At 60.2% G+C, this 26,612-nt stretch carries 21 protein-coding genes and 1 pseudogene; 9 read left to right on the top strand and 13 right to left on the bottom strand.

What is annotated here, in order from left to right; translation table 11 throughout:
- Positions 1-41: 41 nt before the first annotated feature.
- The 3 genes and pseudogenes from K5Q02_RS13620 to K5Q02_RS13610 all read left to right on the top strand — a co-directional run bounded on the left by K5Q02_RS13620 (position 42) and on the right by K5Q02_RS13610 (position 3,468).
- Positions 42-794: a WecB/TagA/CpsF family glycosyltransferase gene (locus tag K5Q02_RS13620; RefSeq protein ID WP_225831333.1), complete on the top strand. Its 753-nt coding sequence runs from the start codon at positions 42-44 to the stop codon at positions 792-794.
- A pseudogene (locus K5Q02_RS13615) lies at positions 791-2,222 on the top strand (mannose-1-phosphate guanylyltransferase/mannose-6-phosphate isomerase). Before K5Q02_RS13620 ends, K5Q02_RS13615 begins: the two are co-directional and overlap by 4 nt.
- Positions 2,223-2,670: 448 nt before the next feature.
- Positions 2,671-3,468, top strand: a complete 798-nt coding sequence (locus K5Q02_RS13610; RefSeq protein ID WP_225831332.1) for a WecB/TagA/CpsF family glycosyltransferase — start codon at positions 2,671-2,673, stop codon at positions 3,466-3,468.
- A gap of 178 nt (positions 3,469-3,646) precedes the next feature.
- Here the strand turns inward: K5Q02_RS13610 and K5Q02_RS13605 are convergent, their stop codons facing one another.
- The 7 genes from K5Q02_RS13605 to K5Q02_RS13575 all read right to left on the bottom strand — a co-directional run bounded on the left by K5Q02_RS13605 (position 3,647) and on the right by K5Q02_RS13575 (position 12,658).
- Positions 3,647-4,840, bottom strand: coding sequence for a polysaccharide pyruvyl transferase family protein (locus K5Q02_RS13605; protein ID WP_225831329.1), 1,194 nt, complete (start codon positions 4,838-4,840; stop codon positions 3,647-3,649).
- Between the two features lies 1 nt (position 4,841).
- A complete protein-coding gene (locus tag K5Q02_RS13600) occupies positions 4,842-6,158 on the bottom strand; it encodes a flippase (RefSeq protein WP_225831326.1) in 1,317 nt (438 codons plus the stop codon).
- Positions 6,155-7,261, bottom strand: coding sequence for a nitroreductase family protein (locus K5Q02_RS13595; protein WP_225831324.1), 1,107 nt, complete (start codon positions 7,259-7,261; stop codon positions 6,155-6,157). Before K5Q02_RS13595 ends, K5Q02_RS13600 begins: the two co-directional genes overlap by 4 nt.
- Positions 7,262-7,701: 440 nt before the next feature.
- Positions 7,702-9,210, bottom strand: coding sequence for an ATP-binding protein (locus tag K5Q02_RS13590; RefSeq protein WP_225831323.1), 1,509 nt, complete (start codon positions 9,208-9,210; stop codon positions 7,702-7,704).
- Between the two features lie 342 nt (positions 9,211-9,552).
- Complete coding sequence (locus K5Q02_RS13585) at positions 9,553-9,915, bottom strand: response regulator (protein WP_225831321.1); 363 nt, start codon at positions 9,913-9,915, stop codon at positions 9,553-9,555.
- A 30-nt stretch (positions 9,916-9,945) separates the two neighbouring features.
- The gene (locus K5Q02_RS13580) at positions 9,946-11,388 is read right to left on the bottom strand and encodes an ATPase domain-containing protein (protein ID WP_230411038.1); all 1,443 of its coding nucleotides are present in this window, start codon (positions 11,386-11,388) and stop codon (positions 9,946-9,948) included.
- A 109-nt stretch (positions 11,389-11,497) separates the two neighbouring features.
- On the bottom strand, positions 11,498-12,658 hold the full coding sequence (locus tag K5Q02_RS13575) for a two-component system sensor histidine kinase NtrB (RefSeq protein WP_225831317.1): 1,161 nt from the start codon (positions 12,656-12,658) through the stop codon (positions 11,498-11,500).
- 153 nt (positions 12,659-12,811) lie between these two features.
- On the opposite strand from K5Q02_RS13575, the gene K5Q02_RS13570 reads away from it, so the two are divergent.
- The 3 genes from K5Q02_RS13570 (at position 12,812) to K5Q02_RS13560 (ending at position 17,490) form a co-directional block, all read left to right on the top strand.
- On the top strand, positions 12,812-14,452 hold the full coding sequence (locus tag K5Q02_RS13570; protein ID WP_225831315.1) for a VRR-NUC domain-containing protein: 1,641 nt from the start codon (positions 12,812-12,814) through the stop codon (positions 14,450-14,452).
- Positions 14,449-16,812, top strand: coding sequence for an ATP-dependent DNA helicase (locus K5Q02_RS13565; protein ID WP_225831313.1), 2,364 nt, complete (start codon positions 14,449-14,451; stop codon positions 16,810-16,812). The genes K5Q02_RS13570 and K5Q02_RS13565 overlap by 4 nt, the downstream gene beginning before the upstream one ends.
- Before the next feature lie 162 nt (positions 16,813-16,974).
- The gene (locus tag K5Q02_RS13560) at positions 16,975-17,490 is read left to right on the top strand and encodes a hypothetical protein (protein WP_225831311.1); all 516 of its coding nucleotides are present in this window, start codon (positions 16,975-16,977) and stop codon (positions 17,488-17,490) included.
- Here the strand turns inward: K5Q02_RS13560 and K5Q02_RS13555 are convergent, their stop codons facing one another.
- Complete coding sequence (locus K5Q02_RS13555) at positions 17,491-18,621, bottom strand: M14 family metallopeptidase (RefSeq protein WP_225831309.1); 1,131 nt, start codon at positions 18,619-18,621, stop codon at positions 17,491-17,493.
- A gap of 139 nt (positions 18,622-18,760) precedes the next feature.
- Between K5Q02_RS13555 and K5Q02_RS13550 the strand changes: the two genes are divergently transcribed.
- Positions 18,761-19,159, top strand: coding sequence for a hypothetical protein (locus K5Q02_RS13550; RefSeq protein ID WP_225831307.1), 399 nt, complete (start codon positions 18,761-18,763; stop codon positions 19,157-19,159).
- A 228-nt stretch (positions 19,160-19,387) separates the two neighbouring features.
- On the opposite strand, the gene ahpF is transcribed toward K5Q02_RS13550, so the two are convergent.
- Together ahpF and ahpC are read right to left on the bottom strand one after the other, a co-directional pair.
- Complete coding sequence (gene ahpF / locus K5Q02_RS13545; RefSeq protein ID WP_225831305.1) at positions 19,388-20,941, bottom strand: alkyl hydroperoxide reductase subunit F; 1,554 nt, start codon at positions 20,939-20,941, stop codon at positions 19,388-19,390.
- A 128-nt stretch (positions 20,942-21,069) separates the two neighbouring features.
- Positions 21,070-21,633 (bottom strand): alkyl hydroperoxide reductase subunit C, encoded by a 564-nt coding sequence (gene ahpC / locus K5Q02_RS13540; protein ID WP_070885309.1) that lies wholly within the window; start codon positions 21,631-21,633, stop codon positions 21,070-21,072.
- Between the two features lie 182 nt (positions 21,634-21,815).
- Between ahpC and K5Q02_RS13535 the strand changes: the two genes are divergently transcribed.
- Entirely contained in the window at positions 21,816-22,616 is an 801-nt protein-coding gene (locus tag K5Q02_RS13535) for a substrate-binding periplasmic protein (RefSeq protein WP_225831303.1), read from the top strand.
- 89 nt (positions 22,617-22,705) lie between these two features.
- Positions 22,706-23,902 carry an MFS transporter gene (locus tag K5Q02_RS13530; protein ID WP_225831301.1) on the top strand — a complete coding sequence of 399 codons (1,197 nt, stop codon included), beginning with the start codon at positions 22,706-22,708 and terminating at the stop codon, positions 23,900-23,902.
- Here K5Q02_RS13530 and K5Q02_RS13525 read toward each other — a convergent pair.
- From K5Q02_RS13525 to K5Q02_RS13515, 3 genes are all read right to left on the bottom strand, one after another.
- A complete protein-coding gene (locus K5Q02_RS13525) occupies positions 23,899-25,188 on the bottom strand; it encodes an FAD-dependent oxidoreductase (RefSeq protein WP_225831299.1) in 1,290 nt (429 codons plus the stop codon). The two genes, K5Q02_RS13530 and K5Q02_RS13525, sit on opposite strands and share 4 nt — an antisense overlap.
- A gap of 35 nt (positions 25,189-25,223) precedes the next feature.
- Positions 25,224-25,652: a 3-isopropylmalate dehydratase gene (locus K5Q02_RS13520; protein ID WP_225831297.1), complete on the bottom strand. Its 429-nt coding sequence runs from the start codon at positions 25,650-25,652 to the stop codon at positions 25,224-25,226.
- A 106-nt stretch (positions 25,653-25,758) separates the two neighbouring features.
- Entirely contained in the window at positions 25,759-26,559 is an 801-nt protein-coding gene (locus K5Q02_RS13515; RefSeq protein ID WP_225831295.1) for an AraC family transcriptional regulator, read from the bottom strand.
- Positions 26,560-26,612: the final 53 nt, after the last annotated feature.

Below are 26,612 nucleotides of genomic sequence, written 5' to 3'. Positions count from 1 at the left end.
TGCCCGCTCGTAACGCGCGCCAGTGGCGCAAAGAGGTGCTGATGAAAGCCTTTGACATCGAGTTCTACGCTGGCTCCAAGGATCGCCTGGTCGAGGACTTGGTCGAGCACAGCACTGACCCGTACAGCTACGTCGTGACACCTAACGTGAATCACATCGTGCAGCTGGAGACCGACCACGACCTCAAACGCTCTTACGCCGTGGCCCGCCACCGCGTCTGCGACAGCCGTGTGTTGCTGCCTCTGCTGCGCATGCTCAAGGTACCCGTGCAAGACGCGATTCCCGGCAGCACGCTCACCGAAGAGCTGATCGATATCGCCGAGCAGCGCGCCTGGAACGTTACCGTGATCGGCTGCGAAGATGAAGACATCCAGCATCTGCGAGCGCGCTACCCGCACATCACCTTTCACCATCACAACCCACCGATGGGCTTCATCCACAGCGAAGAAGCGATCCAGGCGTGCCTGTCCTTCGTCATCGAACACCCGTCCAATCTGGTGGTGCTCTCGGTGGGCTGCCCGCGTCAGGAAATCCTGGCGCAGAAGATTTTCGAAACCGACCAAGCCGTCGGCATCGGTCTGTGCGTGGGCGCCTCGATCAACTTCCTCTCCGGAAGAATTCGTCGCGCTCCGCTGTGGATGCAACGCTACTCTCTGGAGTGGCTGCACCGCGCATTCACCGAACCTCGTCGACTGGTAGGACGCTATGCGCATGACGCGTTCCGCATCCTGCCGATCCTGCTCAGGGAATTCAAACTTAGGCAATCACTCTTCATGGGAGGAGCTCCACGATGATTCCTGTCATTCTTTCTGGTGGTAACGGCTCGCGCCTGTGGCCACTTTCGCGCCAACTCAACCCTAAACAGTTCCTGCCCATCGCCGACGATTCGTTGTCTATGCTGCAGGCGACCATTCGCCGCCTGGAAGGCTTACAAGTCAGCCAGCCATGCCTGATCTGCAACGAGGAACACCGCTTCCTCGCTGCCGAGCAGCTGCGCGCCCTGGGTATCGAGAACGCCAGCATCCTGCTTGAGCCGGTTGGTCGCAACACCGCTCCAGCGGTCGCTCTGGCCGCCATCAAGGCCCTGGAGAAAGAGCACGACCCAGTATTGTTGGTGCTGGCAGCAGACCACCTGATCAAGGATGTGAGTGCCTTCCACCGCGCCGTGGAAACCGCCCTGCCCTTCGCCCAGGCTGGCAAGCTGGTGACCTTCGGCATCGTGCCGACCCATGCGGAAACCGGTTACGGCTACGTGCAAAAAGGCGCCTCGGCAGGTGAAGGTGGCTTCTCCGTACAAAGCTTCGTGGAGAAACCGGACAGCGAGACCGCAGAGCGCTACCTCGCTTCCGGCGAGCACTTCTGGAACAGCGGCATGTTCATGTTCCGCGCCAGTCGCTATCTGGAAGAGCTGCAACGCTGGCAGCCGGAAATCCTCGACGCTTGCCGTCGTGCCGCCGCCCAGAGCGAGGAAGACATGCACTTCGTGCGCATCGGCAAGGAAGCTTTCGCCGCCTGCCCGGAAGACTCCATCGACTACGCGGTGATGGAGAAGACCGAAGACGCCGTGATGGTGCCTCTGGATGCCGGCTGGAGCGACATTGGCTCCTGGTCGCGCACTCTGGGACGTCAGCGACAAGGACGAGCAAGGCAACGTGCACAAGGGCGACGTGCTCAGCCACGACAGTCACAACAACTACGTGCATGCCGACTATCGTCTGGTCACCACCGTGGGCGTCGAGAACCTGATCATCGTCGAAACCAAAGACACGATCATGGTCGCCCACAAGGACAAGGCCCAAGAGGTCAAGCGCATCGTCGAGCAGCTCAAGCGCGACGAACGTGGCGAGCACCTGAACAACCGCGAAGTGTACCGCCCATGGGGCATGTACGACTCCATCGATCACGGCGCGCGCTATCAGGTCAAACGCATCACCGTGAAACCGGGCGCCAAGCTCTCGGTGCAGATGCACCACCACCGTGCCGAGCACTGGATCGTGGTCAGCGGCACGGCGCAGGTGACCAATGGTGACGAGACCTATATGGTTACCGAGAACCAGTCGACCTACATCCCCATCGGCCAGATCCACGCCCTGGAAAACCCAGGCATGATCCCGCTGGAATTGATCGAGGTACAGTCTGGTACCTACCTCGGCGAAGACGACATCATCCGCTTCTCCGACAACTACGGTCGGGTCAAGGAACTCAAAGTTTCTGCAGCCTGATGTGCTACCAGCGCTGCACCCTTTCAGGTGCGGCGCTGGCTCATCGGATAGTGCAGACTGTTGAAAACGTAGGCGATGCAGCAGATGCGAGGCAAAACACAGGCGAACCGTAACGCAGCGCAGCTACAGTCGAAGGCTGGCATCCGGTGCGAACGAATCGAGTCAAAAGCGAGCAGTAAATGAGCATTTTCATTGGACTCGCATACGAGCCTGTTTTTAACGAAGCAGCAGCAACGCAGGTAGTTTTTCAACGATCTGCCAGGGCCCAAGTCGAGCCCAGCAGCATGTGTGATTCGCCACCTATGGAATCACCGTTCACGACTAACAGGGCGACGGATAGCTCCTTCATTTCGCTGAAAAAATGGATATTTATAAGAATAAGCAAAGCGCGAAGCCCAGTGAACAGATACCGGATAACTCCATAACTTTCCGACAACGAGGCTCGCCTGTGAAAACTTCACAACTGAAACTGCACGATCCTTTGATCCATAAACTGAAGTTGTTGGAAGAAGATGACGTGACCCCGCTGCTCGATGAACTGAGCACGCCGAAGAAGCCCACCATCCTCGGCTTCCTCAACCAGCATGGCTACAACATCGTTCAGAATGACACGCAAGCACGCCGTCACTTCCTGAAGGTCAACTACCTGTTGCGCGACGGTATCGGTGTAAAACTGGCCTGCTCGCTCAACGGCCTGGCGCCAGGCGCCAACCTCAACGGCACTGATTTCATTCCCAGCCTGATCACCCACCTGCTCGAAAGTGAACACAGCGACAGCTACCAGTTGTTCGCCATGGGCACCAGCGAGCCGTGGGTCAACCTGGGCGCCAGCGCGCTGTTCGGCGATCGCAAGTTTTACGCGATCGATGGCTTCCAGCCGACCGAGCGCTACCTCGAATTCGTCCGAGAGCATCTGCAACCGGAAAAAATCCCGCTGATCGTCATGGGCATGGGCATGCCTCGTCAGGAAGAAGTCGCAGTGAGCCTGCAGCGTGATCTCGGCCGCCCTGCTCTGATGATCTGCGGTGGCGCGATCCTCGACTTCGCGGCACAACGCTTCAGCCGTGCGCCGGCGATGGTTCGCAAGTTCGGCATGGAGTGGGCGTATCGCCTGCTGATGGAGCCGCGTCGCCTGTTCAGCCGCTACATCATCGGCATTCCGCGGTTTTTCTACTACATCATGCGCAACGGTATAGACCGCAAGGTTGCAGTTACCGAGCAAGGCGCCTACGACCGCAAGTCCTGACGCCAGCGCTGGAACGAGAACGCCCCGGTTGATCACTCAACCGGGGCGTTTTTCGTTGCTGCACTACCTGTAGCGTAAGTGAGCGCTGCCATGACAAGACGCCGCTCACTCAGCGTGTCGCATAACCCACCAGGCGCAATAAACGCTGCTCCTTGGTGGGTTCCGCAACCAAAGCGCCTTAGCGCCCTGCAGCCATCGCTAGCGGCTTCTCGCTGCGTACGCCATGGCTCTGCGCGATCAGGGCGAACACCTCATCCCACATCGCCTGAGTGCGCGTCTTCAGCTCTGCGGAGTGTGCTTGCAGACGAGTAGAGAGCGCCTGCATCTGGGCCGGATCAGTGAGGTAATCGAGGGCGCTGGAAAGCTCCTCATCGCTCAGGTTGATATTCAGCACGCCTTCGGCAAAACCGTAGTCGGCGAACAGCATCTGGTATTTGTGGCTCCAGCCCGTGGCCAACGACGGTACACCTTGCGATAGCGAACTGACCAAACCGTGGAAACGGCTGCCCAAGGTACCGCGGCAAGCACCGAGGATACCCTTGATCGCCAGCGGATCGGTCTCGCGCAGAATCGGCAGACCACCCACGGCCTGCGATACCTGCTCAGCTACTCGAGCATCGCCCTCGCCTTCGTGAATCAGCAGGAACGGCTTGGCGCCACGCTCGACCAGCATCTTGGTAGCGCGCTGCAGAAACGGCACATAGCCCTTGGCGACGCTGTCACCGGTTTTGTCGAGCATGCGGCAATTGGGCACCACACAGACCTGATGAATTTCAGGATCGAAATAGGCCGGCAGCGTACCGGTGATCAAGTTGGTGAAATCGGGTGCTATTTTGATGTTGTCACGCTCGCCAACCACCTCGGTGAGGTAGTCGTAGGACACCTGCTCGCGGGCGAAAACCAGATCGCAGTTGTCGAGGAACGCCCTTACCGCATCCTTGCTCTTCTGATCGCGGAACGGCCCGAACGCCTGGGGCAGCAGGATCACTTTCGAGCCCTGCTTCTTCCAGCGCTTGCTGGAACGCGCCAGTTCCTCGGACAGGTCAGGGCCCCACTGATCGCTGTAGGCGAAACCAGCGGCGTCCAGCACCACGTTCACTTCCTTGTCGAGCACCACACCGTACTGCTCGCGAATACCGGCCGGCACCAAGGCCGCCAGATCGCCGAAGGGGATGCCGGCGCGCCACAGCCAGGCTTTCTGATACAGGCCCAGGGATGCGCGGTTGACGTACGGATAAGGGCTCTTGGCGCGGCCAGGCTCCATCACCACCTTGGCGGTGGGAAGGTTCTTCTGCACCTGCTGCAGGGCAGCGTGCAGCATCAGTGCAGCCCCCTTGTTGACGAAACCGGCTTTGCGAATCTCGACGTACATATCACGTTCTCCTGAATTCACGAATCAACTGGGGCACGCTAATGAACACGTGCAGAAAAATACTCTTGGTCATCATGATGAACAGCGGCCGTGTCTTGCGTGACAGCAGCAAGCTCACGTAACCGGCGATGGAATAGGAAATCAGCGTCGCCCAGGCGGAGCCAACGACACCGTGACTCTGGATGAGGAAGTAATTGAGCACGATGTTGCTCACCGCACCCAGGCCCTGGGTGACCAGAGAAAAGATGAAGGCCTCTTCGATAATGATCCACTTGCTGAACAGCGCGCGCATGAACACGAAGGTCGCCGCGAAGATATGGATCGCCAGCACCGGCCCGGCATCCGCGTACTGCTCGCCGTAGAGCGTCAGGATGATCCAGTCGGAGAGGAAGAACACCACCACCGCCAGGCCGAACGCCATGAAGAACAACACATCCAGCGCGACCTGCATGAAGCGGTTGTAGCCCGCCGTATCGGTCTTGCTGAGGTCGATCATCTTCGGGAAGACCGACGCCATGAGGATGGTCGGGATCAGGTACCAGGCTTCCGACAGCCGCGAAGCCGCCGAATACACACCGACCGAGTACTCGCCGAGCATGTACTGCAGCATGATCTGATCGACCTTCAGGTAGATCACCGCCGACAGCGAACCGAGGAAGATCAGCAGGCTTTTCTTGAGCAGGGTTTTGCCCAGCGTCCAGGAAAAATCGAAGCGGAACTCGCGCTTGAGCATCACCGCATAGCAGACCAGGATCACCGAGGTGACCATCACCACCACCACGTGGGCCAGGGCGATATACACCAGGCCAGCACCGGCGATGGCCAGGATCATCTTCAGGCCGTTGCCACCGAGCTGACCGACGAAGCCGGCGACGGCAGCGTACTTGGCCTGCACCCGCGCCTGGAACCAGTCGATGAGCATCTCGAATGGCGTGAAGAACAACGCCAGAGCGGTGAACAGCAGCACCAGGAAATTCTGGTCGTTGCCGATCAGGTAGGTGCCCATCATGATCGCGAAGGCGATCACCGAACAGCCCACCTTGATCACGAATACCGTCGAGAGAATCTGGTCTTCGTTCTCCGGGTTGCTGCGCAGCTCCTTGACCACCAAGCCGGTCAGCCCCAGGTGCACCACGATGCTGAGCAGGCCCAGCAGCGCGAGTGCGTAGTTGAGGTAACCGAAATCCTCGGGGCCCAGGTAGCGGGCCAGTACCACGGTGGTCGCCAGGCCGATGGCCAGCATCAAGAACTTCTCGGCCAGCATCCAGCCAGAGTTGAGGAGGTACTTCATGCCCTCCTGGACACGCGTGGCACTCATCGGCTGGACGTCTCCAGGTGCCCGTAGCTACGGGCTTCATCCAGCGACAGCTTCTGCGAATACGGCACCAGACCGGTGTCCGCCGCATAGCCCAGGGAAATGAACATGACGATGCGTTCGTCCGGATCGAGTTTGAGCAACTTGGCAGCGGCCTGTTCGCGCTCGGGAATGTCCGGCCAGTTGATCGAGCAGGACGACACGCCCTGAGTCTCCAGCGCGAACATGAAGGACATCGCTGCCAACGCGCCATCGATGTAGATCACGTGACGATCACGCACGTGCGGATAGGCACGCAGGCGGCCGACCACGGCGACGATGGCCGGGAAGTTGTGATCGAAACCGGCAACGCCCATTGGCAAGCGCGAAGCCTGTGCCACGGAAGCGGCATCATCGAAGATCAGGAAGCGGTACGGCTGACGGTTGCAGGCACTCGGCGACTGCACGGCAACTTCAACGGCCTTGTCGATCACATCACGCGGTACCGGGCGATCCTGATACCAGCGCACCGAGCGTCGCTTCATCGACAGCTGGCGCATGGCGGTGTAATCGACGCTCGGCGTGCTTACGTCAGCGGCGAACGGCACACGCTCGGTGTCAGGATTACGCAGGCTGCCTGGCGAGCTTACCGGACGCTCGAAGCGGGCGAATTTCTCGCGCGCTCGGTTGATCACCGGATGCTCACCGGTCACGGTGAAGTATTCGGCGAGCACATCGTGGGCCCAGCTGACTTCGTCACGATCCACGTTGCCGTTAAGCGAGGCGATGTAGCTGTCGACCGTGTCGCCGATGTAATCCAGGGCAAACACGTCGCGCCTGGGCTGCATGATCAACCCCTTCTCGATACGGTGCACAGCACGGCGCAAGAAGTAGTTCACCGGCTCGGCGCCGGACAGATTTTCCTCGTGCTGCAGGTGCCCGACCACCACGGCATACGCTTCACGATCGAACGCCGACGAGAAGAACGAATAGTGGAAGCGGCGCAACGTGGCCGACCGTGACAGTGCACGAATCCAACCCATGGACAGTTTCTTCTGCAACCCTTTCAGGTTATCGATACTGTCGCGGGGCAATACCTTCTTGAGGGATTCCTTCAACATTTTCATAGGCTGTGATTACCGTTCAATGGTTAATATCTCCCCCACAATCGCCATAGTGGTACGGCGACATTGAATTGATAGACGCAGGCAGTTATCAGCCCAACCGCAAGCGCCTGCACGCCACCAGAAGCCCGTCATGGCTGGCGCATACAGCAGCATCCCTTCCCTAACGCAATCACCAAATCCGCTCTGCCTGCTCAACGGGAGCACGCAGGGAAAATGGCATTGGTACTGCAAACGGATCGACGTCCAGACCAGCACTTCAAGAGGCTGGAGGTGGCGGTATGGGCTACCGCCTTTTCGTTGTCAGGGTTTAGGACTACGGAGCAACGCTTTGATTCCGCAGCAGGATGCTATCGAGGGAAAAAGTTGCCGGAAGGCCGTTTCCCCTGACGCGAGCGCACCGACACCGGGCTCTGGCAGACCGGAAGCACCAAGAAAAAGCGTCAAGGCCTCGACGGCAACATGTCGTCGATGGTTTCGCTCAGCTCTCGCATGGAGAAGGGTTTATTGATTCTCTTGAGGCCAGGTAACGAGGCAAGCGGCTCATCATCGGCATCGCCAGCGATCAGCAATACAGGCAAGCCAGGCCTGCACTGTTGCGCTAAACCGACCAGTTGCAAGGCCGTGATACCAGGCAGATTGATATCCGAAACCAGCAGGTCGAACGACGCGCTGGACGCGAGCAGCTCGATAGCCGCTTGGGGTTCGGCAGCATTAACGATTTCACAGCGCCTCTGTGCCAACACCTCGGACACCAGCAGCCGCACCGCCGAATCGCTTTCAACCAGCAGAACCCGATGGCCTAAAGCATGCTCGGGTACGAGATTGGCAACCGGATCCTGTTCGCCTGCGGCAACGGGCAGGTACAAGCGCACCGTGGTACCAATGCCTGGCTCGCTGTGAATGGTGACCTGACCACCGCTCTGTCGTGCAAACCCATGCACCATTGGCAGCCCCAGGCCACTGCCCTGCCCGATGGACTTGGTGGTAAAGAACGGATCGAAAACTTTCTCCAGCGCATCGCTGCTAATGCCATAACCGGTATCCGAAAAGGCGATCAGCAGATAGTCACCCGGCAGCAGATCGGGCAAGGCCGTCATTTCTTCCCGTGTCAGGCTGATCAGCGCTGTGTGCAGCCGTATTTGCCCGCCATTGGGCATGGCATCGCGGGCATTAACGGCAAGGTTGAGGATTGCGCTTTCCAGCTGCCGAGCATCCACCAGAACCCGTGCCGTGCCGTGCCGGTAATCGACCTGCAGCGAAATACCTTTACTGATCGTGCGCCTGATCAGCAACTCCAGCGATTCGAGAAGTGGATCCACATCAACGGGCCTGGCATCCAACGGCTGTCGATGGGAAAAGGTCAACAGCCGCTGGGTCAGCGCACTGGCCCGATCCGCAGAAACGCTGGCGGCCTCGATAAAACGTCCTATTCCTTCCAACCGGCCATTGGCAACACGACGCTTCATGATATCCAGCGCGCCGATGATGCCGGTAAGCACGTTGTTGAAATCATGTGCGATACCGCTGGTCAACGACCCAACGGCATCCATCCTCTGGCTTTGCAGCAACGCCAATTCGCCCTCGCTGCGATGCCCTTCCAGAACGGCGCCTGGCGAACGGTTAACGAGCGCCGTCAGGCAACTGCACAGTGAGCGCGACGTGAATGGGCGCTCCAGCACGACGGCACCGCTGCCACCTAATGCTGCGCACGGCTCCTGGACTGTGGCAGCGCCGAGCAGAATAAGCGGAAGCGAGGATTGGAAAAGCCTGCCGTATGCACGCTCATCTTGGCCCGCCAGCACCTCCTCGGCGATCAAAACGGCATCGGCATTGCCTGCCAGGGCATCGAGCAACATCGCAAAGCTGTCGCATAGCTCGAAGGTAAACTCCAAGGGTGCAAGCAACGGTAGCAACAGGCTCGCTTCGTCACTACAGATCAATACGCGCATGGGCACCATCCGCGATTCATGAACGCGTCGCAAGACCGAGGCACGCTGGCAGAATGGGCTCGTAACCACCGATATGAAGTTGTCGGGTCACCCTTAACCACCTTCCACATCAATGGGAAAACGGCCAACGCGACCTCCAACCACCGGGCATCAACGGGCGCCCGTACTACAACCTCATCCATGGATACCTGCTCTCGACACGACGGACTGCCTTGTCACCTGATGGCGACGGTGGCGTATACGCAGGATTCGACATTCGCCCACGCGAAGGCGTTCCAGAAATAGAACAGACGAAGAAATAGATCAGTGGAACGGGAATGGAGGCTGAAAGGCGGTAATTAATCAGCTCGAGCCGATCAGTTCCCTTACCGTGGCGATGACCTGATTGATATCGAAAGGTTTGTCGAATACCGCAGCAAACAGCTCAGGGCTGGCGCGCCCGACACTGCCTTGGGCACCGCTCATCAGAATGATCGGCAGATCAGCAGACGCAGGCCTCGCCCGTATGGCACGGGCGAATTCGAGGCCATCCATGACCGGCATCATGAAATCCGTGATGACCAACTCAGGGCGTTCGCGGTCGAGCACTTCCAGGCCTCTACGGCCATTGCTCGCCTTCACCACCATGTAGCCTTCATCCTCCATGGCATAGCCGAGAATATCCGCGATCAGGTATTCGTCATCGACTATCAGGATGGTTGTCATAATCAGTAGGCTCGGTCAGGCACGCATGGCTCAGGCGTCCTGCGCCGGAACGGCGTTCCCTGACAACGCGCCTGCCTGGTTTTTGAATGCCTTGCTGAGTTCAATACCATGATCGCTGATCACCACTTCCAAGAGTGAGGAATCGTAATAACTGTCCCTCATCTTAAGTATGGAAAAGAGCCGCTTTAGTTCAGCGTCCTTTTCCACGAAACGCATCAGCACCAGATTATCGACAATGCTCGACAGCTCCGGAGCAGGCGCATTGATCTCAGCTGCAAACAGGTCACGCATCTCCCAGGTAGCGAACACGGTGACGCCCATGGAGCGCAGTTGGCTCATCAGGGCACTGAAAAATTCGATCAGGCGTGTGCTGCTAGTGGCTACGCGCGCCATGCCGCCCAGGCTGTCAATATGCAGGCGTTTTATGCCTTTCTCTTGGACTGCCTTGATGACCCGCGCACCAAGACCGTCAAGCAATCCCTCGGTGGTTGGCTGCCACATGATGTGCAACGCGCCACTTTCTTCCAGTGACCGCAGGTCAAGACCGATGGCTTCGGCCTTGATACGCAGGCGCTGCGGCGTTTCGTAAAAGCCGAAATGCAGACCTGGCGTTGCCACCGTGGACTGCGCGAGAAAGTTCAGCCCCAACGTAGTCTTGCCGACACCAGACGGCCCCATGACCAAGGTAACCGAAGACTCCGAAAGGCCACCGCCGATCAGCTTATCGAGGCTTGGAATGCCGCTGGTAACGCGAGCCAGCGTGTCGATATCGTCGTGAATCGGTTTGCTGTACAGGCTTTCCAGACGTGGGTGAACGACCAGCCCGTCGTCGGTGATTTCGCACTCGTGCAGCCCGGACAGCGCACCGCTGCCACGGGTCTTGCGCAGATGAATGCGGCGTACCGAACGCGCACCGAACAACTCTTCGCCAAGTTCGATCACGCCATCGACCATGGTGTGTTCAGGGCTGCCGTCATCCAGTCGAGAACTGGTCAGGAACAGCACGGTGCAACCCGCGAAAGCGGCGTGGCCCTGCAACTCGGCAATGAATTTCTTGGTATCGATCTGATTTTCCGCTTTGGAGCGGGCATTCAGCAGACCATCGACGATGAGCAGCGTGGCCTTCTGACGACTGATTTCACGGCGCAGCAACTTGACGACCTCATCGAGGCCCTCATTCTCCAGGGTGTCAAAAGCACTGACAAACTGGATTTCCGCACCGACCTTGGCCGGGTCGAAGAAGGTCATCGTGGAAAGGAATTGAAAGAGCCTTTCATGGGATTCGGCCAGCAAGGTGGCCACCAGCACACGACCACCATCACGCACATGATTGAACGCGATTTGGTTAGCCAGGATGGTCTTGCCCGAGCCAGGGCGCCCCTGAACGATATAGGATGCGCCGGCTACCAGACCGCCCTTGAGCAGTGCGTCCAGTCCATCAATCCCACTTTGAAGGCGTTGTAGCTGTTCCAAGTTATGGTCTGCCTCAGTCGTAAATACGCAGTAAAAGCCCACGCTTGAATATGCTTTTCCTAGGGGTTAACGCACTGATGGGAAAAGCGACTCGCGGATACTAGCATGTTCATGCCCGAGCACCTGCTGATTCCCCGACAGCCGCAGGCAAGCAGAGAATCATGGTAGCCCCCTGCCCTGCCACGCTCTCGACGTGCACGTCACCACCGGCCTGCCGGGCAAAGCCATAGACCTGGCTGAGCCCCAGTCCAGTTCCCTTGCCCACATCCTTGGTCGTGAAAAACGGCTCGAACAGCCGCGAGCGAATGGCTGGGTCGATACCAATGCCATGATCGATGACCGAAATCAACACGAACTCCCCGCTCAGATCGTCAAACTCCCCGGCAAGTGTGCGGTTCTCCGCGTGCAACCGTACGACACCTGTACCGTGCATAGCGTCACGGGCATTGAGGATGAGGTTAAGCAGCGCCATTTCCAATTGACTCGGGTCGAGTTCGACACAATGCAAGTCAGGGGCGTAGTGCATTTCCAGGCTCATGCCCTTGGGCAGTACCTGGCTCATGAACGTATGAGCGGTATCGAGCAGCGCGTTGAGGTTGACCAGGCGGCTTGGCATCTGTTCGCAGCGAGCGAAGGTCAGCAGATTACGCGTCATCTGCGCGCCGCGCTCACCAGCGTTCTGGATACTGGCGAGCAGGCTTGCCAAGCGCTCCGGGTTGCTGGTGCGGCTAGCCAGCTTGGCAGCACTCAGGATGATGGTCAGCAGGTTATTGAAATCGTGGGCCATACCACCACTCAACTGACCCAGAGCTTCGAGTTTCTGCGCCTGAAATAGCTGTGCACGCAAAGCGTCATAGCGCATGTCCGCCTCGTGACGGTCCGTGATATCGCGGGTGATCTTGGCCAAGCCGATGATCACACCCTCTTCATTGCGAATCACTTCAATGGCCACCAGCGCCCAAAAGCGGGAGCCATCCTTGCGCACACGCCAACCCTCATCCTGAGAGCGCCCGTCGCGCAGTGCCCGCTCGATAAGCTGCCAGGGTTTACCGTCATGCCGGTCTTCGTCGGAGTAAAAGATCGACAGGTGCTGGCCAATCACCTCAGTGGCGTCGTAGCCCTTGATACGCGCAGCACCGGCATTCCAGGAAACGATGCAGCCTTCCGGGTTGAGCATGAAGATCGCGTAGTCGGCAACGGCCTGAACCAGCATCTCGTAATGACGCTCGGTCAATGTGCTCGCAGAGAGTGGGGCTAACTGGCTGTTCATGATGGCCCGCTCAAGCGGCAATGGAGGTGCAGCAGTGTAGTCCGCTATCGGCGCCAAGCGACAGCGCGACGTGCGGCCCGCCCATCTCCTGCTCATTGCAAGATGATGAGCGGCCTGATATCTGTATATAAAACCAGTATCCAGCACCCTCTCATGCCATTTACCGACGACCCACGCTTCTATTACCTGAATAACTTTCACAAGGCTCTGGCGTGGATCGAAGAGCGCCATGCCGATCTGCTGAACGCCCGTGAGCAGGCGTTTTTGCAAACATTCAGCACGCTCGAAGGCCCGGCACAAGCCCTGCTGGTGCGCATGATCATGCGCAAAGGCGTGCATTTTCGTGCCAGTAAGCTCAATTACGATGAAATTGGCTGCTGCCGCCAGGCCGTCTTGGCGCTTGTTGCCAACGGATGGGTCGTCGATGACGCGGCGTTGCAGATAGATGAGCTCCTGGCACTGCTGCGCAAAGGCGAGATTATTGACTGCTTCGCCGCCCGGCTCATCGACCGCCGCGCCCGTAAAGGCGACCTGCTGGAGCAGCTCGCCGCGCAATTCGACGACGCTCAGGCATTCGATACCTGGTGCCCAACGCTCGATGATGCCCTCTACAGCCTGACCATCGATGACCTGAGCGAACGCCTGCGGTTGATGTTCTTCGGCAATTTGCATCAGGAGTGGTCGGAGTTCGTGCTCGCTGACCTGGGTATCTTCCGCTACGAAAGCGTCGACTTTCCGCCTGACTCCCGAGCGCTGCGCTGTCGCGAGGATGTCGACGATTACCTGCATCTGCAGCGCTGTCGCGAAGTGTTCGAGGCCGGAGATGCGAGTACCGAGTTACTCGAACGCATCGACACTCGCCGTTACGACAATCCCTACATTGCCGAACGGCGCGCCAAGTTGCTGTTTCGCATCGGTCAGCACCTGGAGCGTTGCGCCGAGTTCGAACTGGCCTTGCAGGTATACGCCAGCAGCGGTTATGGCGCCGCGCGGCAGCGGCAGATTCGCGTACTGGAGCGCACGCTGCGTTACAGCGAAGCCTTCGAGTTGGCCGGCCAGGCCATTGCTGCGCCGAACAGCGACGGCGAACTGCAACTGGCCGAACGTGCGTTGGCGCGCCTGACCCGACAATTGGGGCTGCCTGCGCAAAAACGTGCCAAGGCTTCGCTACCCGCGCGCCTCGACCTGCAGCTGCCCAGGCTGCCATTGCTGGCGGTGGAACAACTCGTACAGATGCATTTGCAACGCAGTGAAGCACCGGTGCACTACGTCGAGAACACACTGATCTGCAGCCTGTTCGGCCTGCTGTGCTGGCCAGCGGTATTCGCCGCGGTGCCGGGCGCCTTCTTCCATCCATTCCAGCACGGCCCGGCAGACCTGCTCACCACTGACTTCTACCCGCGCCGTCAGGAGCTGTTCGCGGCATGCCTGGGGCAACTGGATGATGGCAGTTATCGCAACAGCATCCGCCGTACCTACCGCGACAAGTTCGGCATCCAGTCACCGTTCGTGCATTGGGGCGTGCTCAGCGAAGCACTGCTGGATCAAGCCCTCGATTGCCTGCCAGCGGCGCATCTACGCGCCTGGTTTCGCCGCCTGCTCGGTGATATCCAGGCCAATCGCGCCGGCATGCCCGACCTGATCCAGTTCTGGCCCGAGGAAAAACGCTACCGCATGATCGAGGTCAAAGGCCCGGGTGATCGCCTGCAGGACAACCAGCGCCGCTGGCTGGCATTTTGCGCGGAACACGGCATGCCGGTGGACGTCTGCTACGTGCAGTGGGCCGAAGCGTGAGCTATCGCGTGGCGGTGCGCGCGCTCTGCGAGTTCACCGCCAAATGCGGCGACCTCGACCTGCGTTTCACGCCCTCGCCCACCGCCCAGGAGGGTATGGCCGGACATGCCACGGTGGTCAGCCGACGAGGCGAGCACTATGAAGCGGAGGTGCCCCTAGCCGGTGAGTTCCGCTCCCTGCAAGTGCGTGGCCGGGCTGACGGTTTCGATCCGCACAGTAACCTGCTCGAGGAAATAAAGACCCACCGTGGCGATATCAGCCGCATTCCTGACAACCACCGACAACTGCACTGGGCTCAGGCACGGGTGTACGGCTGGTTGCTCTGCCAGAGCCGCGGTTTGGCAGAGATCGATCTGGCGGTGGTGTACTTCAACGTTCTGACCCAGAAAGAAAGCGTTTTCCAAGAAACCTGCACGGCTGCCGAGCTATGCAGCTTTTTCGAGGCACTGTGCAGCCGCTTTATCATTTGGGCCGAGCAGGAGCAGGCTCACCGTCAGATGCGTGACGCTGCCTTGGGCGAACTGCGCTTTCCCCACGCCGAGTTTCGTCTTGGCCAGCGACAACTGGCTGAGGCTGTGTACCGTGCAGCCCGCGACGGCCACTGCCTGATGGCGCAGGCCACCACCGGCATCGGCAAGACGCTGGGCACGCTATTCCCGCAGCTCAAGGCCTTCGCGGAAAACGGCCTCGACCGACTGTTCTTTCTCACCGCGAAAACGCCGGGACGCCAACTTGCACTGCACGCCCTGCAGATCTTGCGTGGCGAGACCCTGCCGTTGCGCGTGCTGGAACACGTCGCCCGGGACAAGGCCTGCGAACACCCGGACAAAGCCTGTCACGGCGAATCCTGCCCGCTGGCCCGAGGTTTCTATGACCGCCTGCCCGCCGCGCGCCAGGCCGCTGTCGACTGCATCTGGCTGGATCAGACTGCGGTGCGCGATATCGCGCTCCAGCATCAGGTCTGCCCCTACTACCTGAGCCAGGAACTGACCCGCTGGGCCGACGTGGTGGTGTGCGATTACAACTACTACTTCGACCTCAGCGCCCTGCTCTATAGCCTGACCCTGATCAACGAGTGGCGCGTGACGCTGCTGGTCGATGAAGCCCACAACCTGATCGAACGGGCCCGGCGCATGTACAGCGCCGAGCTCGATCAGGGTCGCTTCGAAGCCATGCGCAGCAATGCCCCCAAGGGCCTGAGCGCCGTCCTGACACGCATCAGCCGGCACTGGAAACAGCTGCACAAGGAACTGCCCGAGGACTACCAGACCTACCCGCAACCGCCGGATCTGCTTCTCCTGTCCCTGCAGAAAGCGGTCAGCGCGCTTACCGATCACCTGACGGATCAGCCCACCGGCAACGATGGCGAACTGCTGCAGTTCTACCTCGACGCCATGGCCTTCTGCCGCCTGGCAGAAGCCTTCGGCCCCCATTCACTGTTCGACATTAGCCGCAAGGCGGATCTTCGTGGGCGCAACCATTCGGTGCTGTGCCTGCGTAATATCGTGCCGGCGCCGTTTCTCGCTCCGCGCTTCGAAAACAGCCACAGCACCACGCTGTTCTCCGCCACCCTGAGCCCGGCCGGCTACTACGCAGACCTGCTCGGCCTGCCGGAAGAAACGCCCTGGCTGGACGTCGAGTCGCCATTCCAGGCCGCACAGTTGCAGGTACAGGCGGTGAGCAACCTGTCGACACGCTATCAGCACCGCGAGCGTTCACTGGCACCCATCGTCGCCCTGATGGCGCGACAGTTCGCCGAGCGCCCGGGCAATTACCTGGCCTTTTTCAGCAGCTATGCCTACCTGCAACAGGTGCTGGAGCTGTTCGACCGCGACCACCCGCAGATCCCACGCTGGGTACAGGCACGACAAATGGACGAGACCGAGCGCCAGCAGTTCCTCGAGCGCTTCAAAGCGGGTGGCCAGGGTATCGGCTTCGCGGTATTGGGCGGGGTGTTCGGCGAAGGCATCGACCTGCCGGGCGACCGCCTGATCGGCGCCTTCATCGCCACCCTGGGCCTGCCACAGATCAACCCGATCAACGAGCAGATCAAGCAACGCATGGCCGAAATGTTCGGCAGTGGCTACGACTACACCTACCTGTTTCCCGGCCTGCAGAAAGTGGTACAGGCCGCTGGCCGGGTCATCCGCACGCCGCAGGACAGCGGCGTGGTGCACCTGATGGACGACCGCTTCACCCTGCCCGAAGTACGAGCCCTGCTACCAGGCTGGTGGCAAGTGCAACGCAGCCGCGTACCTCAGGTGCCCGTTGCGCAGGTCAGCCGACAGCTACCATCGCGCACTGCCACGCCGACATTACCAACGCCACCACAGCAAGGCCTGTTCGACCTGCCGAACTGAGGACATTACGACAGGCGGCAGCGACTTGCCGTGAGCGGCAAAGGGCTGCCCAAAGCGCCCTGGCATGAAAAACAAATCCTTTCATAATCAAACAATTGGCAGCAACCAATTGGCTGGCACAGGCTTTGCTATTTTGAAGGCCTAAAGCCAAGGAGGTTCGCCATGAGCATCATCGGTTCGCTCACCCACTACGGAACGACCAGCCCACTGCAGCGCAGTCGTGTCGAAGCGTTGGATTTCAAACAAAGCAGCGAAGCGTCGCTCGCCAAGCAAGAGAAAGCGCAGGAAGCCAATGCAGCACCCAAGGGATTCAAGAGCGATCAGGCGGACTCCAGCCAGCAGGCCTACAACGAAGCCTTCGCGCGGATGATGGTCAACCTGTACAGCACCGCTGAGGATTCACAGCAGACGTCCGACAGCACACCAGGCGTCAACTCGGACAAGAAGCCAGCCGCCGACAGTGCCCTTGCTCAGTTCATGGCCTACATGGACATGTCGCCTGCCGAGAAGATGCGCGACAAGATCCTCAAGGAAATCGGCATGACCGAGGATGAGCTCGAGAGCCTGCCACCTGAGCAGCGCGCCGCGGCCGAGAAGGAGATCGCCGAAAAGATGCAGACCCTGCAGCAATTGCAGGCCGCGCAGGATGAGGAAGGCACCCTGCACGAGCATGCCTGATCAGCGCAGCCGATCGACCATCTCTGCCACTACGTCGAGCATCTCGCCGGCCAGCTTCATCGAGCGCTCGCCGTCCCAGCCAGTCAGCGGGTTTGGCGTGTCGTCGTGATCCTTGAAAGGCATCTCCAGGGTAAATGACAGGCAGTCGAACTCCAGCCCTACTGAATTGCAGGCCAAAGCGGTATTGGCCTGCCCCGGTGCGCTGCGTGGGTAACCGAAGCGTGTCTGAAACTCTGCGCCACGCTCGACCAGACGGCTACGGAACTCATCTTCCAGTGCCTCCAGCCGTGGCGAGAATCCGGGATTGCCTTCGCAGCCGGCGGTGAACACATGGGGGATTTCTTCGTCCCCGTGGATATCGAGAAACAGATCAACGCCCACTTCACGCATGGCCTGCTGCACGAAGAATACCTCCGGGCTGCGCTCGACGCTGGCCGACTGCCAGGCGCGATTGAGATCCTGGCCCGCGGCGTTGGTGCGTAGATGGCCACGGAAGGCGCCGTCCGGGTTCATGTTTGGCACCAGGTAGAGATCGGCCTGCTGCAGCAGCGCATCGAGAATTACGTCGCTGCTGTCCTGCAGACGGCGAACGATGCCCTCCATGAACCACTCGGCCATGTGCTCACCCGGATGCTGCTGGGCGATGATCCACACCTTTCGGCTCGCCTGCGCATGGCGGTGCACACGCAGCAGCTCGATATCCCGCCCCTCGATGCTGCGCCCGCTGCCATGCAGCTCGACACCCGGCAAGGCCAGCGCCTGAGCGATCAGGTCACTGTGCCGCTCGCGGCTGTAGGGCTCGAAGTAGGCGAACCAGATCTGCGCCTGCTCGGGCTCCAGGCCGAAATGCAGGGCGCCATCCTCGAAGCGGCTTGGCACACGGAACCAGGTGCGCTGATCGTAAGAGGCCACTGCGTTGTAGCCCGTCCAGGCATGGCTATAGGCTGACTGCCCGGCGTTGGTGATGCTGAAATCGTGGCGCGCACCAGGTGTCAGGCCCTCGACCTGGAAATGAAACCACTGGAAATGGTGGCTATTGAGATCCTTGCGCATGGCCAGCAGCACGTTGTGCGGGTCGCTGGCGTCCTGCACGAGGATGTTGCCGCTGTCGAAATCCGAGCTGATCTTCATGATTGTTCTCAATACTGCTTCACGGTCGTACCAGCATCGCAGTTTCCGGGCTCGGGGGAAATCGCACGCGGGTGATTGCAGGCCACCGTGGCGCAGCTCACACTGCACACCTCGATTTTTTCTGATAGTCGGAGCCACCGTGTCCCTAATCGATGATCAACAACGCCAGCGCGTGCTGGATGCCGCCGAGTCACAGGACTGCACGGTCTATCGCCCGGATGAAGACGATACCGACGCTGAAGAACGGGACATGGGTGATGCCAAAGTCCTGTTCACCGGCCCGTTCGAGCCGCCTCACGAATGGGATGCTGCCGAGCGTGACGATTATTTCGATGGCAGCGATCCGGCGTTGTTCTTCACCGCACTGGTCGCCTGCGAAGCCAAGCCGGGCTCCAAGGCCTTCTTCACCCCACAGGCCGGTGATTATCTGGCGACCATGTCCAGTGCTGGCAAGGTAGAGATGTACTTCGTCTGCGAGCGCCTGGACGATGAACAAGGCCCCAGCTTCGTGCTGATTCGCGATGAAGAAACCGACTGAGTGACTCAACCCGGCGATAGCGACATGCAGCGCCCAGCCGAACCGCCCGCAAGCGGGCTCCTACAGATGTAGCGACTGTCATCGTCCTCCCCGTAGGAGCCGGCTTGCCGGCGATCAATTGGTTCGGGGAGATATCTGTCGATCCTGGCTGGTTGCCACACTTTCTGAAAAACAGAAATGAAAAAGGCGGGCCATCAGGCCCGCCTTTCGTGCTTCTGGCTTAGCGCATCAGCTGCGGATCAGGTGATCGAAGGCGCTCAGCGACGCTTTCGAGCCCTCGCCCATGGCGATGACGATCTGCTTGTACGGCACGGTGGTCACGTCACCCGCGGCGAAGATGCCGGGCAACGAGGTTTCACCGCGAGCGTCGACGATGATTTCGCCACGATCCGACAGCTCCACCGAGCCCTTCAGCCACTCGGAGTTCGGCAGCAGGCCGATCTGCACGAAGATACCCTCCAGTGCTAGCGGGACGAACTCATCGGAGTTGCGATCCTTGTAGACCAGACCGGTGACCTTCTGGCCATCGCCTTTCACTTCGCTGGTCAGGGCGCTGGTGATCACCTTGACGTTGGGCAGGCTGTAGAGCTTCTTCTGCAGTACGGCGTCAGCGCGCAGCTTGCTGTCATATTCCAGCAGCGTGACCTCTGAAACGATACCGGCCAGGTCGATGGCCGCTTCCACGCCGGAGTTACCACCACCGACCACCGCCACACGCTTGCCCTTGAACAGCGGGCCGTCACAGTGCGGGCAGTAAGCAACGCCCTTGTTGCGGTATTCCTTCTCGCCCGGCACGTTCATCTCTCTCCAGCGTGCGCCGGTGGACAGAATCACGGTCTTGGCTTTCAGGCTCGCACCGCTCTCGAACTTCACTTCGTGCAGGCCGCCAGCGCTGGAAGCTGGAATCAGTGCGCTGGCACGTTGCAGGTTCATGATGTCGACGTCGTACTGCTTGACGTGCTCTTCCAGGGCGCGGGCCAGTTTCGGGCCTTCGGTTTCCTGTACCGAGATGAAGTTCTCGATGGCCATGGTGTCCAGCACCTGACCGCCGAAACGCTCGGCTGCGACGCCGGTACGGATGCCTTTACGGGCAGCGTAGATGGCTGCCGCAGCACCGGCCGGGCCACCACCGATGACCAGCACGTCGAAGGCTTCCTTGCCGTTCAGCTTGGCCGCATCACGGGCAGAAGCGCCGGTGTCGATCTTGGCGAGGATTTGCTCGGCGTCCATACGTCCCTGGCCGAACAGCTCGCCGTTCAGGTAGATGCTCGGTACCGACATGATCTGACGGGACTCGACTTCGTCCTGGAACAGCGCGCCGTCGATGGCGACATGGCGGATGTTCGGGTTGAGCACGGCCATCAGGTTCAGCGCCTGGACGACGTCCGGGCAGTTCTGGCACGACAGCGAGTAATAAGTCTCGAAGTTGAATTCGCCTTCGAGGCTGCTGATCTGCTCGATCACTTCAGCCGCCAGCTTCGAGGGGTGGCCACCGACTTGCAGCAGGGCCAGCACCAGCGAAGTGAACTCGTGGCCCATCGGCAGGCCGGCAAAACGCAGGCTGATGTTGCCGTTCGGGCGATTCAGGGCGAACGACGGCACACGGGCGTCGCTGCCATCGGTTTTCAGGGTGATCTTATCGGTCAGGCTGACGATGTCGTCGAGCAGACCTTTGAGCTCCTGAGATTTGTCGCTGTCATCGAGGGACGCGACGATCTCGAACGGCTGGATGACCTTTTCCAGGTAGGCCTTCAACTGGGTTTTAAGCGTGGCGTCCAACATAAACGTGTCCTCAATGACGAAATTCGGGCAATAAAACGCCCGGACGGGTTACGCCCGGGCGCCGAGCCGTCAGGGATGGGTTACATCCCCGCGGCTGACCATCTGGAAGCGAGGCTTCCGGGTCGTTTTTAGATCTTGCCGACCAGGTCCAGGGAAGGAGCCAGAGTCTGTGCACCTTCTTTCCACTTGGCTGGGCAGACTTCACCCGGGTGAGCGGCAGTGTACTGAGCAGCTTGCAGCTTGCGCAGGGTCTCGGCCACGTCACGAGCGATCTCGTTGGAGTGGATTTCGACGGTCTTGATCTGGCCTTCCGGGTTGATCACGAAGGTACCGCGCAGTGCCAGACCTTCTTCGGCGATGTGCACGCCGAAAGCGTTGGTCAGCTGGTGAGTCGGGTCACCAATCAGCGGGAAACGAGCCTTGCCAACGGCAGGGGAAGTTTCGTGCCATACCTTGTGGGAGAAGTGGGTGTCGGTGGTGACGATGTAAACCTCGGCACCAGCCTTCTGGAAGGCTTCGTAGTTGTTGGCGGCGTCTTCGATCTCGGTCGGGCAGTTGAAGGTGAAAGCTGCCGGCATGAAGATCAGTACCGACCACTTGCCCTTCAGGCTTTGTTCGGTGACTTCGATGAATTTGCCATTGTGAAATGCATTGACCTTGAACGGCTGAACTTGAGTGTTAATCAAAGACATCAGTAACTCCTTAGGAGGGTTGAAAAATTTACAGGAGGGATAGTAGCCCCATATGGATCAAAGAGCCCATTGATTGAAACCATCAATCCAATAAGCTCAGTCAATCGACCCATATAAAAAGCCTTTTAAAACAATAATCTGAAGTTTTCGTATACCGCAACCGATGATGGAGTCTTATCAGCATGAGCCAGCAGCGTACCGGCTCCAGACGGCCTACGCTTTACGACAACGCTCAATCCTGCCTGGTTCGTGCCATGTCTCCTCGCCTGTGTGCCGCAGTGCTCGCCTTGCTCAGTTTCTGCTGCATCGCGGAGGAACGCCCGATACGCTTCTCGATCACCGAAAGCGGCGTCATGCCACTGGTCGACATCCGCGACGGCAAGGCCGTCGCGGGCATTCTCTACGACCTGCACATGCGCCTGGCAGAAAAGCTCGGCCGTCGCGCTGAAATGCTGGTGTTGCCGCGCCTACGCGTACAGCGCGCCCTCTTGCACAAAGAGGTCGACGTGCGCTGCTACGTTAATCCGGCGTGGCTGAGTGAAGCTTATCCCGAGTACGTGTGGAGCATCCCCTTCATGGTGCAGCGTGATCTGCTGGTAGGTCGCAGCCCTCAGCCGGTCAACCCGGAAAAACTGCCCAAACAATCCATAGGTACGGTGTTGGGTTTCTATTACCCGACCCTGCATCCGCTGTTCATGAGCGGCAAGTTGCTGCGCGACGATGGCCGCACCCAGGGCCTGGTTCTGACCAAGCTCGCTGCCGGACGTTACGATTATGCGATCAGCAACGAACTCGCCCTGCAGTGGTACAACCGCCACAACGACGAAACCCAAAAACTCTACGAGGTACACGAACTGGCCAGTGACCTGGCAGCCTGCCTGGTTCGCGACGAACCTGATGTACCCACCATGCAGTTGCTGCGCGCCATGGTACAGATGAAACAGGACGGCGAATTCGATGCCATTCTCAAGCGCTACCGCTGAACGAAGCCGCGCAATAAAGCGGTTCTCTCGACGGCTCATTGCGTGAATAATGCCCCGCCTGATTCGCCGCACGTTATCGAGGTAAACACATGAGTGGCCCAGCCCACGACGCCACGCGCCTGAGCGCGGGGGCGATCCTTTTGATCGAACTGGCCCTGGCACTTGGCGGTTTCGCCATCGGCACCAGTGAATTTTCGATCATGGGTTTGATGCCCAACGTAGCCGAGGATCTGGGCGTCAGCGAGCCACAGGTCGGTCACGTGATCAGCAGTTACGCGCTTGGCGTGGTGGTCGGTGCGCCGATCCTGGCCCTGCTCGGCGCACGCCTGATGCGCAAGACGCTGCTGCTGTTGCTGATGGGCGTATTCGCCGTCGGCAACCTGGCCAGCGCCCTGGCACCCGACTACTCCTCGCTGCTGATATTCCGCTTCTTCGCCGGCCTGCCTCACGGTGCCTACTTCGGCGTCGCCATGCTGGTTGCTGCCTCGATGGCGCCACCGCACAAGCGCGCCAAGGCGGTGAGTCGAGTACTGATGGGGCTGAGCGTGGCCATTCTGGTCGGCAACCCGCTGGCCACCTGGCTAGGCCAGAGCGTCAGTTGGCGCTATGCCTTCGCACTGGTCAGCGTGATTGCGCTGCTGACCGTGGCGATGGTTGCGATATTCCTGCCGGTCGATCGTAACGAAGTACGCAGCAGCCCGATCAACGAGCTGCGCGCCTTCAACCGCGCGCCTATATGGCTGGCACTGGGCATCGGTTCGATCGGCTTCGCCGGGATGTTCTGCGTGTTCAGCTACATGGCTCCGACGCTGCTGGAAGTCACCCAGGTCAGCCCTGGCATGATCCCGGTGGCCATGGCGATATTTGGTGTCGGCTGCATCCTCGGCAACATGGCGGGCGGCTGGCTGTTCGACCGCCTGCAGTTCAAGTCGGTGGCCTGGATTCTGCTGTGGAGCGCGCTGGTGCTGCTATTGCTACCTATGGCCACCCATTCGATCTGGACGATGCTGCCTGCGATCCTCGCTCTGGGCACCATCGCCGCCCTGTCACCTGCCCTGCAGACCCACCTGATGGACGTGGCCACTGGCGCCCAGACCTTGGCAGCCGCCTCCAACCACGCCGCATTCAACATTGCCAACGCACTGGGCCCATGGCTAGGCGGCCTGGCGATCAGTGCCGGTTTTGGCTGGACATCGACGGGTTATATCGGCGCAATAACGGCGGCGGGTGGCCTGCTGATTTTCTTCTGGGCCTGGAAAGTGCAGCAGGCGCGGGCAGTCGTCTAAGTAGAGGCCACCGGCTCCACCGTTGGCTTGCGCCAGGCATACAATTCGGCCGTGCCCTTGCCGGACAACAACCAGCCAGTACGCGCACCGACCAACGTGGAAACGGCATGCTGGCGACCCATCGGCAAGTGCCGCGCCATGAACAGCGCGGTATCACGGATGACCGCCAGCCATGCGCTGTCCGACTGGAACAAGGGCGTCAGCAAGCGACTGGCCTGGCGGTAATAACGCAGGTGAGCGCGACGCAGATCGGCGTAGGCGGCAAAACGGTCAGGAAAATTCGGCGCCCTGCCATGGTCTGCAGGCCCCAGCGCATTGGCCAGCGCAACAGCATCGATCAGCGCCATGTTCGCGCCCTGCCCCAGCTGCGGGCTCATGGCATGGGCACAGTCACCGATTGCCAGCACCCGACCGTCGTGCCACTGCGACATGCGCACATCGGCATAGGTGGCGAGCATCAGACGCTGCGCCGAGTCGATCGATTGCAAAAAGGCTTCAGCCGGTTTGCCGGCAAGCTGTCTTACCGAATCCTTCCACGCGGGCAGGCCATCCTGCTGCCACGCACCATGGGTCGCCACCGGCAGGCTCCAGAACAGACTGCTCAGGCGCATATCTCGGTCGGTATGGGTAGCGCCGGTCGGCATGATGCCGAACATCTGCGAACAGCCCCGGTACCACTGGCGCAAATCGGTGGAATCGGCCCCATCTGGAGTCGGCACGATGCTCCATAGCGCCCCCCAGGGATAGGGCTTGACCCACTGACGTACCTGCATCTGCGCGCGCAACTGCGAGCGGGTGCCATCGGCCAGAATCAACGCCGCGTGGTCACCGAGTGCGATCTCGCCGCCCTGGCCATCAGCGGCGAGCAGGCTCACATGGGTGGGCGACTGCTGGAAACGGTTGATGGAGATACCCGTGCAGATGTTCACGCCGGCCGCGCGCGCCGCATTGAGCAGCGCCGTCATCAGCACACCGCGATGGATGCCGAGGCCGAAGGAGTCGGCTTGCCAGTGCTGATAACGGGTGTCGAGAATCACTCGTCCCGCGCAGGCGGAAGTCCCATACAGGCGGCTTACCGGCGCACCGAGCGCAGCGCACTCATCGAGCAAGCCGAGGCTGCGCAGAGCGGCCAGGCCGGAGGGCTGCAGGAGAATGCCCGCACCGACCGGCTGCAATTCGGCGACGCGGTCGAAAACGCTGACAGCCCAGCCCTGGCGAGCCAGCAGAATGGCACTGGCCAGCCCTGCGGTACCAGCCCCGACGATGGCAATGGGTAGATCTTTCACGGGCACTTCCTGTGCAGTAGTTCGTGAGGCGGATTCTACCTCGGCTCGCTGAGTTGGATATCGAAGCCGCCACGGTTTTGGCTGACGATACGCAAATCAGCACTGCCGCCCGCCTCGACTTTCACCGCCACCTCGCGATTGAGGCGCCCCTTGCCACACAGGGTTTCATCCTGCTTATCGGCAGTGATGCCCAGAATGCGATTACCCGCAGGCACCTGGAAGCGCGCCTCCTCGCCCACGGCGATGCGCGCCGCGACCTTGCGGTCGACCAGCACAGCGACGTAGCAACCGCCGCCCATCAAGCCCAGATCACGGTTGACCACTACCTCACCGCCACCACTGACCGGCGTCTGATACGCCAGCAGGCGCTCGGCCGGCACGGCCGTGACCTTATCGGGGTCGGCCTGGTACGAAGAGCAACCAACCAAAGCCAGCAGCGGCAGTACGGCGAAGATCGAACGCATGGGTTCCCTCCATGGGAATCATAGTGAAGTGCCCGTTATGACCAGCACACTGCCATGACAGTGCCATAAATCCTGGCACGACTCACCGGGATATTTTCACCACCGACTACTGCTGTCGCGGCAAGTTGCCCTTGCGGTATTCATCGGGCGACACGCCCATCAGCCGGCGGAACATGCCAATGAATGCCGACGCACTGCTGTAACCCAGATCCAGCGCGATGCTTTCCACGGTACGGCCACGCTCCAGCTGCGCCAGCGCCGCGACCACACGCAGGCGCTGACGCCATTGCGCGAAGGACATGCCTAGGTCGCGCTGGCAGCGGCGCATCAGCGTGCGCTCGGTGGTGTTGGCCTGACTGGACAGTTGCGCCAGCGAGCGCGTATCCGCGGGGTTGGCCGTCAATTGCCGCAACACCGGTTCCAGCAGCGGATCGCTGGAGCTGGGCAGGTAGCTGCCGACCTTGGGTGCCCGAGCCAGCTTGTCGAGCAGCAACTGCAACTGTCGCTCGTTCTCGGCCTGCCGCGAGGCGTCAGGCGGCGATTCGCGCAGGTCGTCGAGCAAGGCACGCACCAAGGGGGTCAGGCTCAACGCACAGGGTTCGGCGGGCAGCTCGACACAATGCTCAGGGGCGACATACACCGAGCAGTGGCAGGCCTCGTGACGATTGAAGCCGATGTGCTCCAGATCCGGCGGCAGCCAGATGCCATATTGCGGCGGCGCCAGGTAATGGCGCCCGGCGACTTCGATTTCCATCACACCGCTGAAGGCATAGACGAATTCGCCCCAGGCGTGGCGATGGCGCGGATAGGTCGCATGCGCCGGTACGCTGGCGGTTCGGAAGAACAGCGGGGCCGGCAAGGCATCGCTGAATGGAGGGATCTGCAGTCGCGGGGCGTCAGTGTTCATCGCTCTGGCGGATAACCGCTATGCGCTGTCGGGTTTGAACTATATCAGTAGAA

The sequence above is a fragment of the Pseudomonas sp. MM211 genome, from assembly GCF_020386635.1.
Lineage (GTDB): Bacteria > Pseudomonadota > Gammaproteobacteria > Pseudomonadales > Pseudomonadaceae > Aquipseudomonas.
Note: the sequence above shows the minus strand (reverse complement) of the source record. Positions and strands in the feature narration are given on the sequence as shown.

Bases quoted from the DNA above. Each gene is read 5' to 3' on its own strand.
- K5Q02_RS13620 (WP_225831333.1), top strand. From the start codon at position 42: ATGAAAGCCTTTGACATCGAGTTCTACGCTGGCTCCAAGGATCGCCTG.
- K5Q02_RS13605 (WP_225831329.1), bottom strand. From the start codon at position 4,840: ATGTACGTCGAGATTCGCAAAGCCGGTTTCGTCAACAAGGGGGCTGCA.
- K5Q02_RS13600 (WP_225831326.1), bottom strand. From the start codon at position 6,158: ATGAGTGCCACGCGTGTCCAGGAGGGCATGAAGTACCTCCTCAACTCT.
- K5Q02_RS13595 (WP_225831324.1), bottom strand. From the start codon at position 7,261: ATGAAAATGTTGAAGGAATCCCTCAAGAAGGTATTGCCCCGCGACAGT.
- K5Q02_RS13590 (WP_225831323.1), bottom strand. From the start codon at position 9,210: ATGCGCGTATTGATCTGTAGTGACGAAGCGAGCCTGTTGCTACCGTTG.
- K5Q02_RS13585 (WP_225831321.1), bottom strand. From the start codon at position 9,915: ATGACAACCATCCTGATAGTCGATGACGAATACCTGATCGCGGATATT.
- K5Q02_RS13575 (WP_225831317.1), bottom strand. From the start codon at position 12,658: ATGAACAGCCAGTTAGCCCCACTCTCTGCGAGCACATTGACCGAGCGT.
- K5Q02_RS13570 (WP_225831315.1), top strand. From the start codon at position 12,812: ATGCCATTTACCGACGACCCACGCTTCTATTACCTGAATAACTTTCAC.
- K5Q02_RS13560 (WP_225831311.1), top strand. From the start codon at position 16,975: ATGAGCATCATCGGTTCGCTCACCCACTACGGAACGACCAGCCCACTG.
- K5Q02_RS13555 (WP_225831309.1), bottom strand. From the start codon at position 18,621: ATGAAGATCAGCTCGGATTTCGACAGCGGCAACATCCTCGTGCAGGAC.
- ahpF (WP_225831305.1), bottom strand. From the start codon at position 20,941: ATGTTGGACGCCACGCTTAAAACCCAGTTGAAGGCCTACCTGGAAAAG.
- ahpC (WP_070885309.1), bottom strand. From the start codon at position 21,633: ATGTCTTTGATTAACACTCAAGTTCAGCCGTTCAAGGTCAATGCATTT.
- K5Q02_RS13535 (WP_225831303.1), top strand. From the start codon at position 21,816: ATGAGCCAGCAGCGTACCGGCTCCAGACGGCCTACGCTTTACGACAAC.
- K5Q02_RS13530 (WP_225831301.1), top strand. From the start codon at position 22,706: ATGAGTGGCCCAGCCCACGACGCCACGCGCCTGAGCGCGGGGGCGATC.
- K5Q02_RS13520 (WP_225831297.1), bottom strand. From the start codon at position 25,652: ATGCGTTCGATCTTCGCCGTACTGCCGCTGCTGGCTTTGGTTGGTTGC.
- K5Q02_RS13515 (WP_225831295.1), bottom strand. From the start codon at position 26,559: ATGAACACTGACGCCCCGCGACTGCAGATCCCTCCATTCAGCGATGCC.